This is a genomic window from Microbulbifer agarilyticus S89 (genome assembly GCF_000220505.1).
GTDB lineage: Bacteria > Pseudomonadota > Gammaproteobacteria > Pseudomonadales > Cellvibrionaceae > Microbulbifer > Microbulbifer agarilyticus_B.
Genome location: NZ_AFPJ01000016.1, coordinates 15,856 through 30,675, shown reverse-complemented (window position 1 = coordinate 30,675; position 14,820 = coordinate 15,856). Strand labels below are relative to the sequence as shown.

Annotated in this window: 15 protein-coding genes; 9 read left to right on the top strand and 6 right to left on the bottom strand. The window is 57.0% G+C overall.

Annotation, left to right across the window (positions count from 1 at the left end):
- Positions 1–8 precede the first annotated feature (8 nt).
- Positions 9–632: a tRNA-(ms[2]io[6]A)-hydroxylase gene (locus tag AS89_RS0105110; protein ID WP_029249807.1), complete on the bottom strand. Its 624-nt coding sequence runs from the start codon at positions 630–632 to the stop codon at positions 9–11.
- A 232-nt stretch (positions 633–864) separates the two neighbouring features.
- Here AS89_RS0105110 and AS89_RS0105105 point away from each other — a divergent pair, with 232 nt between their 5' ends.
- Positions 865–1,815, top strand: a complete 951-nt coding sequence (locus tag AS89_RS0105105) for a hypothetical protein (RefSeq protein WP_010131330.1) — start codon at positions 865–867, stop codon at positions 1,813–1,815.
- Here AS89_RS0105105 and AS89_RS0105100 read toward each other — a convergent pair.
- The 3 genes from AS89_RS0105100 to AS89_RS0105090 are packed head-to-tail and all read right to left on the bottom strand — an operon-like array spanning position 1,812 to position 3,682.
- Positions 1,812–2,258 (bottom strand): hypothetical protein, encoded by a 447-nt coding sequence (locus AS89_RS0105100; protein WP_010131329.1) that lies wholly within the window; start codon positions 2,256–2,258, stop codon positions 1,812–1,814. The genes AS89_RS0105105 and AS89_RS0105100 overlap by 4 nt on opposite strands.
- A 51-nt stretch (positions 2,259–2,309) precedes the next feature.
- Positions 2,310–3,227 carry a lipid kinase gene (locus AS89_RS16955; protein ID WP_373419104.1) on the bottom strand — a complete coding sequence of 306 codons (918 nt, stop codon included), beginning with the start codon at positions 3,225–3,227 and terminating at the stop codon, positions 2,310–2,312.
- A complete protein-coding gene (locus AS89_RS0105090; RefSeq protein ID WP_010131327.1) occupies positions 3,215–3,682 on the bottom strand; it encodes a DUF1289 domain-containing protein in 468 nt (155 codons plus the stop codon). Before AS89_RS0105090 ends, AS89_RS16955 begins: the two co-directional genes overlap by 13 nt.
- Before the next feature lie 411 nt (positions 3,683–4,093).
- Between AS89_RS0105090 and acnB the strand changes: the two genes are divergently transcribed.
- The 4 genes from acnB to AS89_RS0105070 all read left to right on the top strand — a co-directional run bounded on the left by acnB (position 4,094) and on the right by AS89_RS0105070 (position 10,963).
- Positions 4,094–6,709 carry a bifunctional aconitate hydratase 2/2-methylisocitrate dehydratase gene (gene acnB, locus AS89_RS0105085; RefSeq protein ID WP_010131326.1) on the top strand — a complete coding sequence of 872 codons (2,616 nt, stop codon included), beginning with the start codon at positions 4,094–4,096 and terminating at the stop codon, positions 6,707–6,709.
- A gap of 162 nt (positions 6,710–6,871) precedes the next feature.
- Entirely contained in the window at positions 6,872–7,681 is an 810-nt protein-coding gene (locus AS89_RS0105080; protein WP_010131325.1) for a ZIP family transporter, read from the top strand.
- Between the two features lie 292 nt (positions 7,682–7,973).
- The gene (locus AS89_RS0105075; protein ID WP_010131324.1) at positions 7,974–10,523 is read left to right on the top strand and encodes an Ig-like domain-containing protein; all 2,550 of its coding nucleotides are present in this window, start codon (positions 7,974–7,976) and stop codon (positions 10,521–10,523) included.
- A 74-nt stretch (positions 10,524–10,597) separates the two neighbouring features.
- Positions 10,598–10,963 carry a cupin domain-containing protein gene (locus AS89_RS0105070; protein ID WP_010131323.1) on the top strand — a complete coding sequence of 122 codons (366 nt, stop codon included), beginning with the start codon at positions 10,598–10,600 and terminating at the stop codon, positions 10,961–10,963.
- Here AS89_RS0105070 and AS89_RS18390 read toward each other — a convergent pair.
- Entirely contained in the window at positions 10,956–11,294 is a 339-nt protein-coding gene (locus tag AS89_RS18390) for a hypothetical protein (protein ID WP_081475674.1), read from the bottom strand. The genes AS89_RS0105070 and AS89_RS18390 overlap by 8 nt on opposite strands.
- 240 nt (positions 11,295–11,534) lie before the next feature.
- Between AS89_RS18390 and AS89_RS16950 the strand changes: the two genes are divergently transcribed.
- The 4 genes from AS89_RS16950 (at position 11,535) to AS89_RS0105045 (ending at position 14,446) form a co-directional block, all read left to right on the top strand.
- Positions 11,535–11,933, top strand: a complete 399-nt coding sequence (locus AS89_RS16950) for a DUF4174 domain-containing protein (RefSeq protein WP_050901645.1) — start codon at positions 11,535–11,537, stop codon at positions 11,931–11,933.
- 70 nt (positions 11,934–12,003) lie between these two features.
- Positions 12,004–12,660 (top strand): NAD(P)H-binding protein, encoded by a 657-nt coding sequence (locus AS89_RS0105055; RefSeq protein WP_010131319.1) that lies wholly within the window; start codon positions 12,004–12,006, stop codon positions 12,658–12,660.
- Between the two features lie 263 nt (positions 12,661–12,923).
- The gene (locus AS89_RS0105050) at positions 12,924–13,970 is read left to right on the top strand and encodes an alkane 1-monooxygenase (protein ID WP_010131318.1); all 1,047 of its coding nucleotides are present in this window, start codon (positions 12,924–12,926) and stop codon (positions 13,968–13,970) included.
- Between the two features lie 23 nt (positions 13,971–13,993).
- Entirely contained in the window at positions 13,994–14,446 is a 453-nt protein-coding gene (locus AS89_RS0105045) for a DCC1-like thiol-disulfide oxidoreductase family protein (protein ID WP_010131317.1), read from the top strand.
- 60 nt (positions 14,447–14,506) lie between these two features.
- Here AS89_RS0105045 and AS89_RS16945 read toward each other — a convergent pair whose 3' ends face one another.
- Positions 14,507–14,764: a DUF2905 family protein gene (locus tag AS89_RS16945; protein WP_029249805.1), complete on the bottom strand. Its 258-nt coding sequence runs from the start codon at positions 14,762–14,764 to the stop codon at positions 14,507–14,509.
- Positions 14,765–14,820: the final 56 nt, after the last annotated feature.

Genomic DNA, 14,820 nt, shown 5'->3' with positions numbered 1-14,820 from the left:
TAACGCCCTCAGGCCTGCTGCGGCACACCGCTATGAAAACGAAACTCGCCATCTGCACTCTGCACCAGCTCCCGCTCTACCGACAATAGCGCCTGCACTCGAGGCTCAATATCCTCGGCCACCGCTTCCTGCGCGAGGGTCAGGTAGTCTTTGAAATGACGCGCTTCCGATTTTAACAGCGACAGATAAAACTTCTGCAGCTCTTCATCCAGGTGCGGCGCAATACGCGCAAAACGCTCACAGGAGCGCGCCTCAATAATCGCACCACAGATCAGCGTATCCACCAATCGACCGGGCTCCTCGCGGCGCACATGATCACGCAGGCCCGCGGCGTAGCGGGAAGCTTTGACGTGCGGATAGCGGATGCCGCGCTTTTTCATAATCGCGATGACCTGCTCAAAATGCCGCAACTCTTCTCGCGCCAGACGCGACATCTTATTCAGCAGCTTGAAGTTATCCAGGTAGCGAAACATCAGGTTCAGCGCGGTACCGGCGGCTTTTTTCTCACAGTTAGCGTGATCTACCAGCATCATCTCCGGCTCCGCCAAGGCTGCCTGTACCCAGGCATCAGGCGTTTCACACAGCAAAAACTCGTGGATCGCAGTGAGATCCGGAACGGGGGTAGTACTCATAACAGAACCATGAACAACAACAGAGCCACCAGGGCGGGTTAGCGCGCGCATTATACCCCCCCTCTCCCCACTTTTGGCGACCATTGCTACGAAGTGCAGATCTCGCCGAAAAGCATTGCAGCTGACATTTGATAACGACTTATTAAGTGGATTAATATTAATGGATAAAAAGCAGCCACCAGACTTGGCGACACCCTAGTCACCTTGTCGCCAGACACGTATGGAAACTCCAATGACCGAGAACACCAGCAAGGCAAACTACACGCAGTTTGAAGCGCAACTTGGAGAAGTTCTTGGATTCATGCACGCGCAGGCAGACCGGCTCGCGCAAAGCCTTATCCAGCTTCAACAGGCAACACACCCGTGGCAAAGCTACCTGCTTCAGCCCGGTTTTGCGGTCGAAGCGGCGGCACGGCTCGACGCATCTTTCGACACCCCTTTCACCCTCGCTGCGGCATTGTTTGCCAACCTGGATTACGGCGAACAGCACCTGCCCGGTGACGCGCGCAATACCCTGCAGGTTCCCGGCTTGCTGGCGGTCCCCGCAGAAACCATCGCACTGGCACAGGAGCTCAATGCCAGCAAAGTGGCCTTCCAGCAGTTGGCCGCAACCATAAAGAAGTCTCTCGCCGCCCACCCGGCACTGGAGCGCGATCGTTTATTGCGGGAGATGCTCGGTAACGCCGGGTTTTCCAGGGCGCACCTGCGTCAATGCTATCGGCAGATTCTGCTGTGCCCCAAGCGGCCGGATGCAGTAGCGCTCAGCTGGATCAAGGCGCGAAAATCTATCCGCAAGGTCAGCGTGGATTGGTGCGAAAAAAAATTGGTGAAGCTGGACCCCGAGGGGCAAGACGCGGGCATCCAGTACCAGCGGCAACTGCTTGCCGGGCTGCACAAAAGCCAACACGAGAGCCTGCGCCAGGTACAAATCCAGAGTCGCCCCAACCTCCAGGTGGCAGAAATTTTCCGGGACGAACAAGGAGAGCAATACCGGCAAGTTGGCTATGCGGCCATGCCAGTACTGGTGCAAAGCGGTCAGGATCATGCCCTGCCTGAATTCACGCGCGTTGACCACAACCCGCCACTCAGCCAGCGCCGCACCCGGCGGGATTTGCGGATCGAAAAGTCACCCTTTTTGGCGGCACTCAGGGTCCACCTGATGACAGGGAATGGCGTTGCTTAGTGGGGTGCGGTTTCGGCTAACTGGGCCAGCGCCTGCTCCGCACTGCGGATAGATTCCTGCAGTAACGAATCGTACTCGGATGAGGCAAGCAGCCCCGCTTCCAGCTGCACTTGCTGCATAAACCCTTGCTCCAGGGACCTGCAGTGCACTCGCATGGTCGCCTCGCCATGCTCGGTGAACGTGGTCGCTAGCTGCTCGGGCAACTGCACTGCCCACTCTTTATCCGCATCGGGTACTGCGGGAAGATCTCCAGTGTCACGAATCGCTTCGGCCAGGCGCTCGGAAAGCTGTTCGCGCTCCGCCAACAGCACCGCAAACACTTGCCCCGCACCAGAGTTCTCCAGGTGATCCAAGACAAACCGGTAATGCCCGGCAGTCTCGCACGCCCAGCGATACAACCACTGCAGAGCAACCTGCCGATCATCACGCAACACACTCGTCATCTCGCGTCTCCAAATTTCCTTATCAACACACGCTTTCCGCTTGTATCGAGCCTACTCGGAAAACTCTTGAGCGACCACCGCCTCTAGCACACCACCGAGAACCTCAATGGTAACCGGGGTATGGGCGACCGGTTCGCCATCGGCGTGCACCTCCAATCCCTCAGGGACCGTTTCGATGTTTATCGCGCTACCGGATGCGGTAAAAACGCGACTGGAAACCCTGTGACGCCCCAAGCGGAGAAAAGGTGCCAGAGTGACTAACTCTAACAGGCTCTGCGGCTTCAAACTGTACAGGTGCAAAGTGCTATCGCTGATCGTTGCTTCTTCGTCCACCACATTGCCGCCGCCATAAAACCGGCCATTACCCACGGCAAGCTGCATTGAGCGAACGCGGTATACGTCGCCATCAACATCGATGCGCGCTTTAAACTGGTGACGCCGAGTGAGCGCTTCAGCCACCGCTTTCAGATAACTAAGCACGCCCCAGCGGCGTTTCACCTCCGGTGTCAGCGCTTCGGTCACGCGTACACCCAAGCCGAGATTGGCCACATTAAAAAAATAATGGTTATTCAGACGCCCCAGATCAATAGGGGAAGTGCGGCCGTGCAAAATAGCAGAAAATGCCTGATCGAGGGACTCGATACCGAGAGACCGGGCAAGATCGTTCGCTGTCCCCATGGGCAGAATGGCAAAAGGACGCGAGCGCTTCAGTAGCGCGCCGGCGCATGCACTGATGGTGCCATCACCACCACCAAGCGCGACGAGATCCGCGTCGCTGTCACCAATTAACTGCACCGCATGCTCAGGGCTTTGCGACTCCTCTAACTGCACTTGCCAACCATGCTCGTGCAAGCGCGCAATCCCAGCGCGCAAGGCATCCGAAACCGCCTGACCGCTACGACTGGCAGGGTTGACCAGCAGCAACAGCCGTTTAGCACTGTGCGCAGCAGTGCGACTCAACCGGCACACTGCGCAAGTCCCGGCGCAACAAATCGTTGGTAGTAGGCCGCGGACAATGCATAAAAGTCCTCATCGATACGCTGGCGCACCTCTACTAAGGGCACCCCGCGCGATACCGGAGTTACTGCCAGGCCATAGTCTGCCGGATCCTTGATCTGGCTGGCACCGGCGCGCAACAGCTCAAAGACCCAACAATACGGGTTTTGATCTTCATTGAAGCGGATTTGCTGATGACGCAACTGCGCCAGTAACAGGTTCTGGTCGAGGATTTCCAGCTGGCTGCGCACCGCATTGGCAAGATAGCCGTCACGACGTTCGGCGATGATGCGGCGCTGCTCTTCCGAATAGGCATTCCAGTCGATCACCTCGTGGGCGAATCGCTTGCAGCCGCGACACACATTATCGCCAATGCCGGTGGAGCAGACGCCAATACACGGTGTACGCACTTTCTTATAAATCGCCATGAAGCGAAAATACCTCTCCTGCCGGCTGCGCTCTTGATGGGGGACGCAAAACTGCGATAACCCGCCACGCCGATAAAATGGTGTGAAATCGAGCGTCACAGAATAGCATTTTACTGATCGATTTGGCCCATTCATGGCGTGGATATTGGCGGCGCCACACGTGAAAATTGCGATTGATTCTCACTCACCAAACGCTCGAAATACGACCTTTATTTGCCGCATGAATGATCAAAATTCGCGTAAGTTATTGATTTTTCAAGGAACTTAACAGCAACTTGTGATTAATGTAGAATTCGCCACCCGCTTCCAGCGGCCATCGATGTAAATCGGGGTTCGGTTGACGAAAAACGCCATATCCGAATTCCAGGAAAGCTGTTGGTTCTACCCCATACACCAAAGAGGGAATTATCCGTGCTTGAAGCCTATCGCAAACACGTCGCTGAACGCGCCGAACAAGGTATTCCACCCAAGCCCCTGAACGCCGAGCAAGTTGCCGGCCTGGTCGAGCTGCTGAAGAACCCGCCCGCGGGTGAAGAGCAGGAACTGCTGGACCTGATCACCAACCGCGTTCCGCCGGGTGTGGACGAAGCAGCTTACGTAAAAGCCGGTTTCCTCACCGCGATCGTTAAAGGCGAAGCCGAGTCTCCGCTGATAGACAAAGAAAAGGCCACCAAACTGCTGGGCATGATGCTGGGCGGCTACAACATTGCCACTCTGGTTGAGCTGCTGGACGACAAAGACCTGGCCGAGCTGGCCGGTGAACAGCTGAAAGGCACCCTGCTGATGTTTGATGCCTTCCACGATGTGGAAGAAAAAGCCAAAGCGGGTAACGAAGTTGCCAAAGCCGTGATCCAGTCTTGGGCCGACGGCGAGTGGTTCACCAAGCGCGACAAGGTTGCGGAAAGCATCAAGGTTGCCGTTTTCAAGGTAACGGGCGAAACCAACACCGACGACCTGTCCCCTGCCCCGGATGCATGGTCCCGCCCGGACATCCCTCTTCACGCGCGTGCCATGTACAAAATGACCCGCGACGGCCTCACGCCTGAAGAACACGGCGTTACCGGCCCGATGAAGCAAATCGAAGAAATCCAGGCGAAAGGCCTGCCGGTTGCCTTCGTCGGCGACGTAGTGGGTACCGGTTCTTCCCGTAAGTCTGCCACCAACTCCGTACTGTGGTTCTTCGGTGACGAGCTGCCGGGCGTTCCGAACAAGAAAGGTGGTGGTATCTGTATCGGCGGTAAAGTTGCGCCCATCTTCTACAACACCATGGAAGACGCCGGTGCACTGGTATTCGAAGCACCGGTTGACGACCTGAACATGGGCGATGTGATCGAAATCCGTCCTTACGAGGGCAAGATCCTGGCCGAAGACGGCAAGGTGCTGTCCGAGTTCGCACTGAAGTCCGATGTACTGCTGGACGAAGTGCAGGCTGGTGGACGTATCAACCTGATCGTTGGCCGCGGCCTGACCACCAAGGCCCGTGAATCCCTGGGTCTGGGCACTTCCGACCTGTTCCGCCTGCCAGAGCAGCCGAACGACACCGGTAAGGGCTACACCCTGGCCCAGAAGATGGTCGGTAAAGCCTGCGGTATGGAAGGCGTTCGCCCGGGTACCTACTGCGAGCCGAAGATGACCACCGTTGGTTCCCAGGACACCACTGGCCCAATGACCCGTGACGAACTGAAGGACCTGGCGTGTCTCGGCTTCCAGGCTGACCTCACCATGCAGTCTTTCTGTCACACCGCGGCTTACCCGAAGCCCGTGGATATCGACACCCAGCACACCCTGCCGGACTTCATCATGAACCGCGGCGGCGTGTCCCTGCGCCCGGGTGACGGCATCATCCACAGCTGGCTGAACCGCATGCTGCTGCCGGACACCGTAGGTACCGGTGGTGACTCGCACACCCGCTTCCCGATGGGTATTTCCTTCCCGGCAGGTTCCGGTCTGGTGGCGTTCGCCGCAGCTACCGGGGTAATGCCGCTGGATATGCCAGAGTCTGTACTGGTGCGTTTCAAAGGCGAAATGCAGCCGGGCATCACCCTGCGCGATCTGGTACACGCCATTCCTTACTACGCGATTCAGGAAGGCCTGCTGACCGTTGAGAAGAAAGGCAAGAAGAACATCTTCTCCGGCCGCATCCTCGAGATCGAAGGCCTCGACAACCTGACCGTTGAGCAGGCGTTCGAGCTGTCCGACGCCTCCGCCGAGCGCTCCGCCGCTGGTTGTACTATCAAACTGCCGGAAGACGCCATCGCCGAATACCTGCGTTCCAACATCACCCTGCTGCGCTGGATGATCGCGGAAGGCTACGGTGACAAGCGCACCCTGGAGCGCCGCGCGCGCGCCATGGAAGCGTGGCTGGAAAACCCGGAGCTGATGTCTGCCGACGCCGATGCCGAGTACAAAGCGGTAATCGAAATCGATCTGGCGGACATCAAAGAGCCGATCGTGTGCTGCCCGAACGACCCGGACGACGCCAAACTGCTGTCCGAAGTTGCCGGCGACAAAGTCGACGAAGTATTTATCGGTTCCTGCATGACCAACATCGGTCACTTCCGCGCTGCCGGTAAACTGCTGCAACAGCACAAAGGTGGTATCTCCACCCGTATGTGGATCTCTCCGCCTACCAAGATGGACGAGCACCAGCTGATGGAAGAAGGCTACTACAACATCTACGGCGCGGCCGGCGCACGCACCGAGATGCCGGGCTGCTCCCTGTGTATGGGTAACCAGGCACGTGTAGCACCGAACAGCACGGTACTGTCTACTTCCACCCGTAACTTCCCCAACCGCCTGGGTGATGGTGCCAATGTGTACCTGACCTCTGCAGAGCTGGCTTCTGTTGGCGCTATTCTGGGCAAACTGCCGACTCCGGCGGAATACCAGGAATACGCGCAGAACCTGAACTCCATGTCTGCGGAAATCTACCGCTACCTGAACTTCGACCAGATTGAAGACTTCCAGAAGTCTGCGGAAGAAGGTAAGCGCATTGCTGCGGTTGAGATTCAGAACGTTGCTGTATAAGCGATAGCCTGAACGCTCAGGAAAAAGCCCTGCCCTAACCGGCGGGGCTTTTTTTTGCCTGATTTTTCTCGGGCGCACCAGGCCTCACTATTCGAGCGCCACAGCTAAACTCGAAAGCATGTACTCGGAACACGACAAGCCACGCCAACCATGTAACGCAATATGATCCTTTTGTTGAAGTTTGCATCTGCCGCACTGATATTTTGCTGCGGAATTGCCGGCGGCATGCTGCCCTGGTGGGTGCAATCCGGCGCAGGTGGCAAACGCTGGTTGGGCCTGGGAATCGCATTTTCGGGTGGGGTGCTGTTAAGCGCGGGGTTTATCCATTTGCTTGCGGCTGCCAACGCGAACTTCGGTCAACTCTGGCCCCAGAGTGACTATCCCTGGGCGATGCTCCTGGCGTCCTCGTCGTTTCTGCTGGTGTTGTTTGTGGAGCGCGTGGCGCCTCGGTGCGGGCGTGTGCCGGTAGGCAGCAGCATTACCGGCGAAACGTCCCATGTTATCGAGGCGGTTAGGGCAACCAATACTTACCCCTATTTGTTACTGCTCACCCTGTCGGTACATTCCCTCTTGGCGGGTTTAGCGATGGGCGCACAAACATCGCTGAGTAATTTTACCGTGGTATTCCTCGCCATCATTGCGCATAAAGTCTGCGCGGGATTTGCGCTGGGCGCCAGCTTGCACCGCATCGGCATGGCTCACAGCCGGGCGGTAGGACTGGTGGCGGGCTTTGCGATCATGACACCACTGGGCATTGTCTCCGGTGCACTCATTACGGATGCACTGGCAAGCCACAACCGACTGCTGTTTGAAGCGGTCTTCGATGCCGTGGCCGCTGGCACTTTCGTGTACATCGCCACCTTCGATGTAATCCGGGAAGAGTTCCTGCCGCCGCCACCCGACCGGTGGAGCAAGTGGCTGGCAGCCATGCTCGGGCTTGCCCTGATGGCCATCGTCGCCATCTGGACCTGACCTCGCCCCCTCTGCACGAAGCGCGCCCCTTGATGACAGCGCTAGACATTTTTATCGGATCGCGCGCGCTATTCACTGGAGTGTGGCGCCCCTTACGACACGAATTTCATGCCACATTTATTGCGTCTCCTCGGAGAATTGTGTCAAAAATTCAGCGAGTTAGCGTGTGAAGCTCGCGAATTATCACAACTTCGCGACACCGAACCGTGTTGCGCCGGCGGAATATTGCTGCTTACCCTGAGCGACGGAAGAGGTACTCAAACAACGATAAATTCACTCTCCGAGGATCGTCATGAAGACACCCCGCACACTCGCTGCGCTCGCAATGCTATTCACCGTATCTGCGCCAGGTTTGGCTCAGGCAACGGATTGCAGCGCTCTTGCCGAATGGGATTCGGCCACCGCCTACAACGGCGGCGCACAAATCCAGTACAACGGTAATGCCTATACCGCCAACTGGTGGACACGCAACCACAACCCGGAAACCCATTCCGACGCCTATCAGGAGTGGCGACTCGTCGGCACTTGTGAAGGCGGCAATCAGAAACCCGAGGTGAGCCTGAGCTCGCCCTTGGAAGGCGCCACCTTGAGCCTGAATGACAGCGTTATCATCAGTGCTGATGCCAGCGACAGTGACGGCTCAGTGAGCCAGGTAATCTTTTTGCTCGATGGCACTAGCCTCGGCACGGATACCAGTCCTCCCTACTCGGTGACGTGGACGGCAACCGCAGGTCCGCACACCATCAGCGCAATCGCCACAGACGACCAGGGGCGCGCTAGCGACTCTGCATCTGTCAGTGTCAATGTGATCGACCCCAACGCCAACAGCGCTCCCACCGTGAGCCTCACCAACCCCACCGCGCAGTCGCAAGTAAGCGCCGGTGACAGTGTCAACCTAACCGCCGATGCCGCGGACCAGGATGGTAACGTAACCGCTGTCGAGTTCTTCGTCGATGATGTCGCCGTGGGCAGCAGCGGTCAGGCGCCATTCGCCGTCAACTGGCAAGCAGTGGCCGGCACTCACAGCTTCAAAGCGATTGCCACCGATAACGACGGCGCCAGTACTGCCTCCAATGTAGTTTCGCTTGCCGTCGAAGCCGGCCAAGTCGGAGGTGGCTGTGCCGGTGTTCCGGCGTTCAGCGCAGGGACCAGCTATGCGGCCGGCGACGTGGTAGAAAACGTAAACCACAAATACCGCTGCGATATCGCTGGCTGGTGTAGCTCCAATGCCGCATGGGCGTATGAGCCGGGCGTGGGCCAACACTGGACCGATGCCTGGACCGACCTCGGTTTCTGTGCAATTGCACCCGAGCTCTCTATTACCCAGCCGGGAGATAACAGCACCCTGCTCGCGGGCGAACAGATTAACTTCAGCGCGGACGCCAGCGACGGTGACGGCAGCGTGGCACAGGTTGAGTTCTTTGCCGCAGGTCAGTCTTTGGGTACCGACACCAGTGCACCCTATGCCATCAATTGGACGGTGGCCGGAAGTGGGGATGTGCAGCTAAAAGCCGTTGCCACTGATGACGAAGGCAACAGCACCGAGGCAACTGTGCTTGTAAGCGTAAGCACCGATCCGGTAGTTGCCACACTGACGGCACCGACCAGCGGCAGCCAGATCACGCTTGGCAACGCAATCAGCCTGGAAGCCGAGGCCAGCGCGCTGCAGGGCAGTATCAGCCAGGTCGCCTTCCTGGTCGATGGCATGCAGGTAGCGGTAGACACCAGCGCGCCCTACTCTGCAAGCTACACGCCAGGTGCTCTGGGCGACTACAGCGTTACCGCGGTCGCAACGGACAACGCTGGCAACGAGGCGAGCAGCACCGCGGCCAGTGTGCGAGTGATCAATGCCCCGGTGGGTAAAAAACACAAGCTGATTGGCTACTGGCACAACTTCGTGAATCCGGCCGGCTGCCCGATTCGCCTGCGCGAGATTTCATCGGCCTGGGATATTATCGACATTGCCTTTGCCGATAACGATCGCAACTCCGACGGTACCGTGCACTTCAATCTGTTCCAGCAGGACATCCATTCCAGCTGCCCGCCCATGGACCCGGATCTGTTCAAACAGGACGTGGCAGAGCTGCAGGCCCAGGGCAAAATTATTGTGCTGAGCCTGGGCGGCGCCGAGGGGACCATCACGCTCAATACCGACTCCGATGAAGCCAACTTCGTCGCCAGCCTCACCGCCATCATTGATGAGTGGGGTTTTGACGGGTTAGACATCGACCTGGAGAGCGGTTCCAACCTCGTGCATGGCTCGCAGATTCAGGCGCGCTTGCCGCGTGCACTGCGCCAGATCGAGCAAAATATGGGGGGTGATATGTACCTGACCATGGCTCCCGAGCACCCCTATGTGCACGGCGGCATGGTGGCCTACTCCGGTATCTGGGGCGCGTATATCCCGCTGATTGACGCGCTGCGCGACACCCTCGACCTGCTGCACGTACAGCTCTACAACAATGGTGGCCTGATGAATCCCTACGAGAGCGGTGCTGCAGCCGAGGGCTCGGTGAATATGATGGTGGCCCATGCGCGCATGCTGATCGAGGGCTTTGAGCTCGCTGACGGCAGTCAGTTTGCGCCGCTGCGTGACGATCAGGTTGCCATCGGATTGCCATCCGGCCCCAGCTCCGCAAACTCCGGCCAGGCACCGACGCAAAATATCCTGGATGCACTGGACTGCCTGACCATCCTGCAGAACTGTGGCAGCATTATGCCGGCATATGCCTATCCGGATTTTGGTGGCGTGATGACCTGGTCCATCAACTGGGACCAGCACGACGGCTACAATTTTTCCGGACCGGTGGGCGACAAGCTCAATAGCATGAACGCCCAATAAGAACGATGTAACCACCGCCTGCCCACAGTTTTACCGGCTGTGGGCAGGCGGACTTTTTGGGTAAACATTTCTCAATGAAAAACGGCAACTTGTTTCGGAATATTCCAGCGGGGCAACTCAAAGATGAATTGTTCGAAACACTTAATCAGTCTGAAAGTACATTAATCGAAAGGATTATTTCCCGGGGACACAAAACCCCGGATCACGACTGGTACGACCAAACGCGCGCGGAATGGGTGGTATTACTGCAAGGCAGCGCCGAACTGGAATTTGAAGATGGGTCTATCGCCCACCTGGAAAAGGGTGACTACCTGGATATCCCCGCGCATTGCAAACACCGAGTGCGCTGGACTTCTTCCGACGAGACCTGCGTATGGCTGGCTATTCACTACTGCCAGGACGCGCGCCCTGACAGCAGTCATTTGAAAACCGTCAGTTAACGATTTCAACAGGACCGTGGTCATCACAATGCCCATCGTGCACATGGTGTAATCGTCCGTCGACGATGTAGTCCACATGATCCCCGTGGGGAATCGCCTCGTGCCCACAGCCGGGACCGTGCTCATGGTCACCACAAGTGTGCACCGGATTACAGCCATCCGGATTGGTCGCGCTGACCTCAATTGCATGTTCATCGCAGTGGTCGCCATGTGGATGATGCAACTTGCCATCGAGCAGGTAGTCCGTATGGTCACCATGCCGCACCGCCGTGTGACCACAGCCAGTACCATGGGTATGACCGGGATGCGTATGAGTATGAGAACACGCCATTGTTTCGCCTCCGCCAAGTAAACTGAAAAGAGTGTTGGGAAAGTAGTGTGTGAAATCCGTCTCTCTAGGTTAGACCAGCGCCCCGTCACTTGCCCGGCACGCTTACCGCGCTCAACCTCAGGCTACACGCCTGGTGCATAAGCCTCGATGGGAGCAAGGCATCAAACCAACCCTTGTATATACTGAAAGAAGTAATCCGTGCCACCCGAGGATTCCCCATTGCACCGTCTGTGTCTTTTCTTGACCACACTCGCGCTTACTGTCAGTGCAAGCCCCGCCCTCGCGGCGGATCAACTTGCGCAATACCAATGGCAGCAGCGCGTGCTCATCATTCGTGCAAACGAAAACGTCGGCGCCATCCGAATGATGCTGGACCAAAACCAGCAAGCGATTAATGAACGGGACCTAGTGTGGTTTCTGCTCAGCCCATCCGGCGTACAAAGCAATCGCGAAGCGGATGTAACCCCTGCACTGCAACAACAGATTCAAAATCTATTGGAGGAATCGCCCGGTGCAGCGGCAATTCTGATTGGTAAAGATGGCACTATCAAAGGCCGATACTCGGAACTCGACCTGGACGTAGCCTTCGGGCTGATCGACACCATGCCAATACGCAAGAGAGAAATGTCGGATCCCTAGACAGCGCTCTTGCGCCCTCTTCGCAGTTAAAAAATAATGTCTGTCCACAGCGCGCAAGACGGACGAACAAATGACAAAAACGGCGATCGTACTGGGAGCCACCGGGCTGGTTGGCCGGGCACTGGTTGAGCGACTAGTCAACTCTACAGATTTTGCGCATGTCGTTACCCTGACCCGCAGACCTGCTCCGCACCAGTCAACCAAGGTCGAGAATCACGTGGTGAATTTCGACCAGCTCGAGGATTACCAGTCGTTGTTTTCAGGTGACTGCCTATTTTCCTGCCTCGGCACTACAAAAAAACAGGCGGGGTCGATCGCTGCGCAGCGCAAGGTTGATTTGGATTATCAGCTATCCGCAGCTCAGCTTGCGGCGAACAACGCGGTACCGCATTACTTGCTGGTCTCGTCGAGCGGGGCCAGCGCCAACAGCCTGAGTCCTTACCTGAGCATGAAGGGCGAGCTGGAGCAGCAGGTCCTGCAGCTCCCATTCGAACGTATCAGCATACTGCAACCGTCTCTACTCCTGGGCAGCCGCGATCATGCGCGCGCAGGTGAGCAATTTGCCGCACGCGTGTTACCGACACTGTGCAAACTTCCCGGTTTGAGGAAGTACCGCCCGATTACCGGCGATCAGGTCGCGCACAAACTACTCGCGCTGAGCCTTGCAGCCGGTCCGGCACGACAGACACTCGTCTTGGATCAGATCTTCGCAGGTTTACCGGAGTAAACCAGCAAAAGGCAGCGCAAGACCCGCTAATAGTTCACCCACTAAGTACCAACGAGTAACCGCCACCCGAAAGCAGCCATCCGGAAGCGACCAGCCGGAAGCAACCGCCCGGTTTCGGCCTGGGGTGCTATTGCCAGTAGAGGCTAAATCACGTTTTAATCAATAGGTAACTGACCACTTCGACAGCTTGGTGCCTACGCTTAATAGGTGGAGGCACGCATAGTGAAAACAATAATTTTGTGGGAAACGGCAAAGGAGGCTCTATGCACTCTCTGCGCGCTGGCCGCTATCTGGCGGCTTACATCTTGCCTTTACTCGTCTTGCTGGGCCTTAGCCTGGGTGGACCGTGGACATTCGCTCCCCTGCTCTACACCTATGGTGTATTGCCACTGCTTGAATTACTCCTGCCCGCGCCGGTGTCTAACCTGACCGAGGTGGAAGAAGAATCCGTGGGGTCTGACCCGCTGTATGACGGGTTACTGTACCTGGCAGTGCCGGTACAGTACGGGCTACTGGGCTACTTCTTTTTCGTGCTACCCGACTTGCATGGGCTGTCGCTGCTCGGTGCGGTCATCAGCCTGGGATTAATGTGTGGCACTTTTGGTATCAATGTTGCGCACGAGTTAGGCCATCGTCCCAAATGGCTGCCCCAATTTGCCGCCAAACTACTACTGCTCTCCTCATTGAACACCCACTTCTTTGTTGAGCATAACCGCGGCCACCACCGGCGCGTTGCCACAGCAGAGGATCCCGCGAGCGCACGCAGGGGCGAAACTCTTTACCACTTCTGGGTACGCTCACTCTATACGGGCTACCTGTCTGCATGGCAGCTGGAAAACGCGCGGCTTGCCAAACAGGAGCGGCACTGGTTTTCCTCTGACAACCAAATGCTCCGCTGGCAGCTCATGCAGGTGGTCGCCGTTGCGATGATCTTCGGGTTTCTGGGCGTGAAAGCCGGGATCTGCTTTCTGATCGCGGCAACCGGGGGCATCCTGCTGCTGGAAACAGTCAACTATATCGAGCACTACGGATTGCAAAGGGAAAAACAGGGCACGCGTTATGAGCGCGTCTCCCCGGTGCATTCGTGGAACTCCAATCACATTTTGGGCAGGCTCACTCTGTTTGAGCTCTCCCGTCACTCCGACCACCACGCGCGGGCAAGCCGTCCCTACCCGATCCTGCGCCACCATGAAGCCAGCCCGCAAATGCCCACCGGCTATCCGGGCATGATGCTGGTAGCCCTGTTGCCACCGCTTTGGTTTCACGTAATGCACCGTCAACTCGCCCGCTTCCAAGCGGCGGAGGGCTAACGCGAGGGATCTACGCAGTAGAAATGAGCAAGGCACACTTACCCGCGCAGAAGAAAGTTGAGAAACCACTTGAGAAGCAGGAGATCTTGCTGCTCTATGACCAGCAGTGCCCCATGTGCGACTACTATTGCAATCTCGTACACATTCGTGAGGACTTGGGTAACCTGAAGCTGATTGACGCACGCGCAGACAGTGCGTTGCTAAGCGAGGTCACACAACGCGGTTTGGATATCGACCAAGGCATGGTACTGAAGGTCGGCCATCAGCTGTATTACGGTTCCGATGCCATTCATGTACTGAGTTTACTCGGCAGCCGCAGTGGCTTCTTCAACCGCATGAATTTCACCATTTTCCGCTCGAAAAAAGTCGCACACTTCGTGTATCCAGTGCTGCGCAGTGTTCGGAACCTGATATTGAAGATCATGGGAAGAACCAAAATCAACAATTTAGGGCAGAGTAATAATGACAGGTTTTAGAGGCAATGAGGCCCTACTCCCTCAACCTTAGTTAGCCTCCAAGCAAGCGCTGTTGTAAGACTAGCCACGCGAAAAGTAGGCAACAACGTTGACGAGGATTGTCAGCAGAATGGAAATTAGAATCATCGTCTTCCAGGGGAAAAAGACCTTGACTCGCGGCCGCTCCGGATTTTCCTGTTGCTCGATTGAGCGACGAGCATTTTCTTCAAACTTCTTGTGCGCCTTGCGCGCCGCATTGGGAAATAGCCGGGGAATCAGGTTGATCAATATCGTTAGAACGACCGAAGCCACCAGTGAGTAAAGAATAAACTCCGCCACCCTGCCCCCTTTTGGTCCTTGCCCCTTTTCCCAGTTGCATCGAAATTCACTTGTCC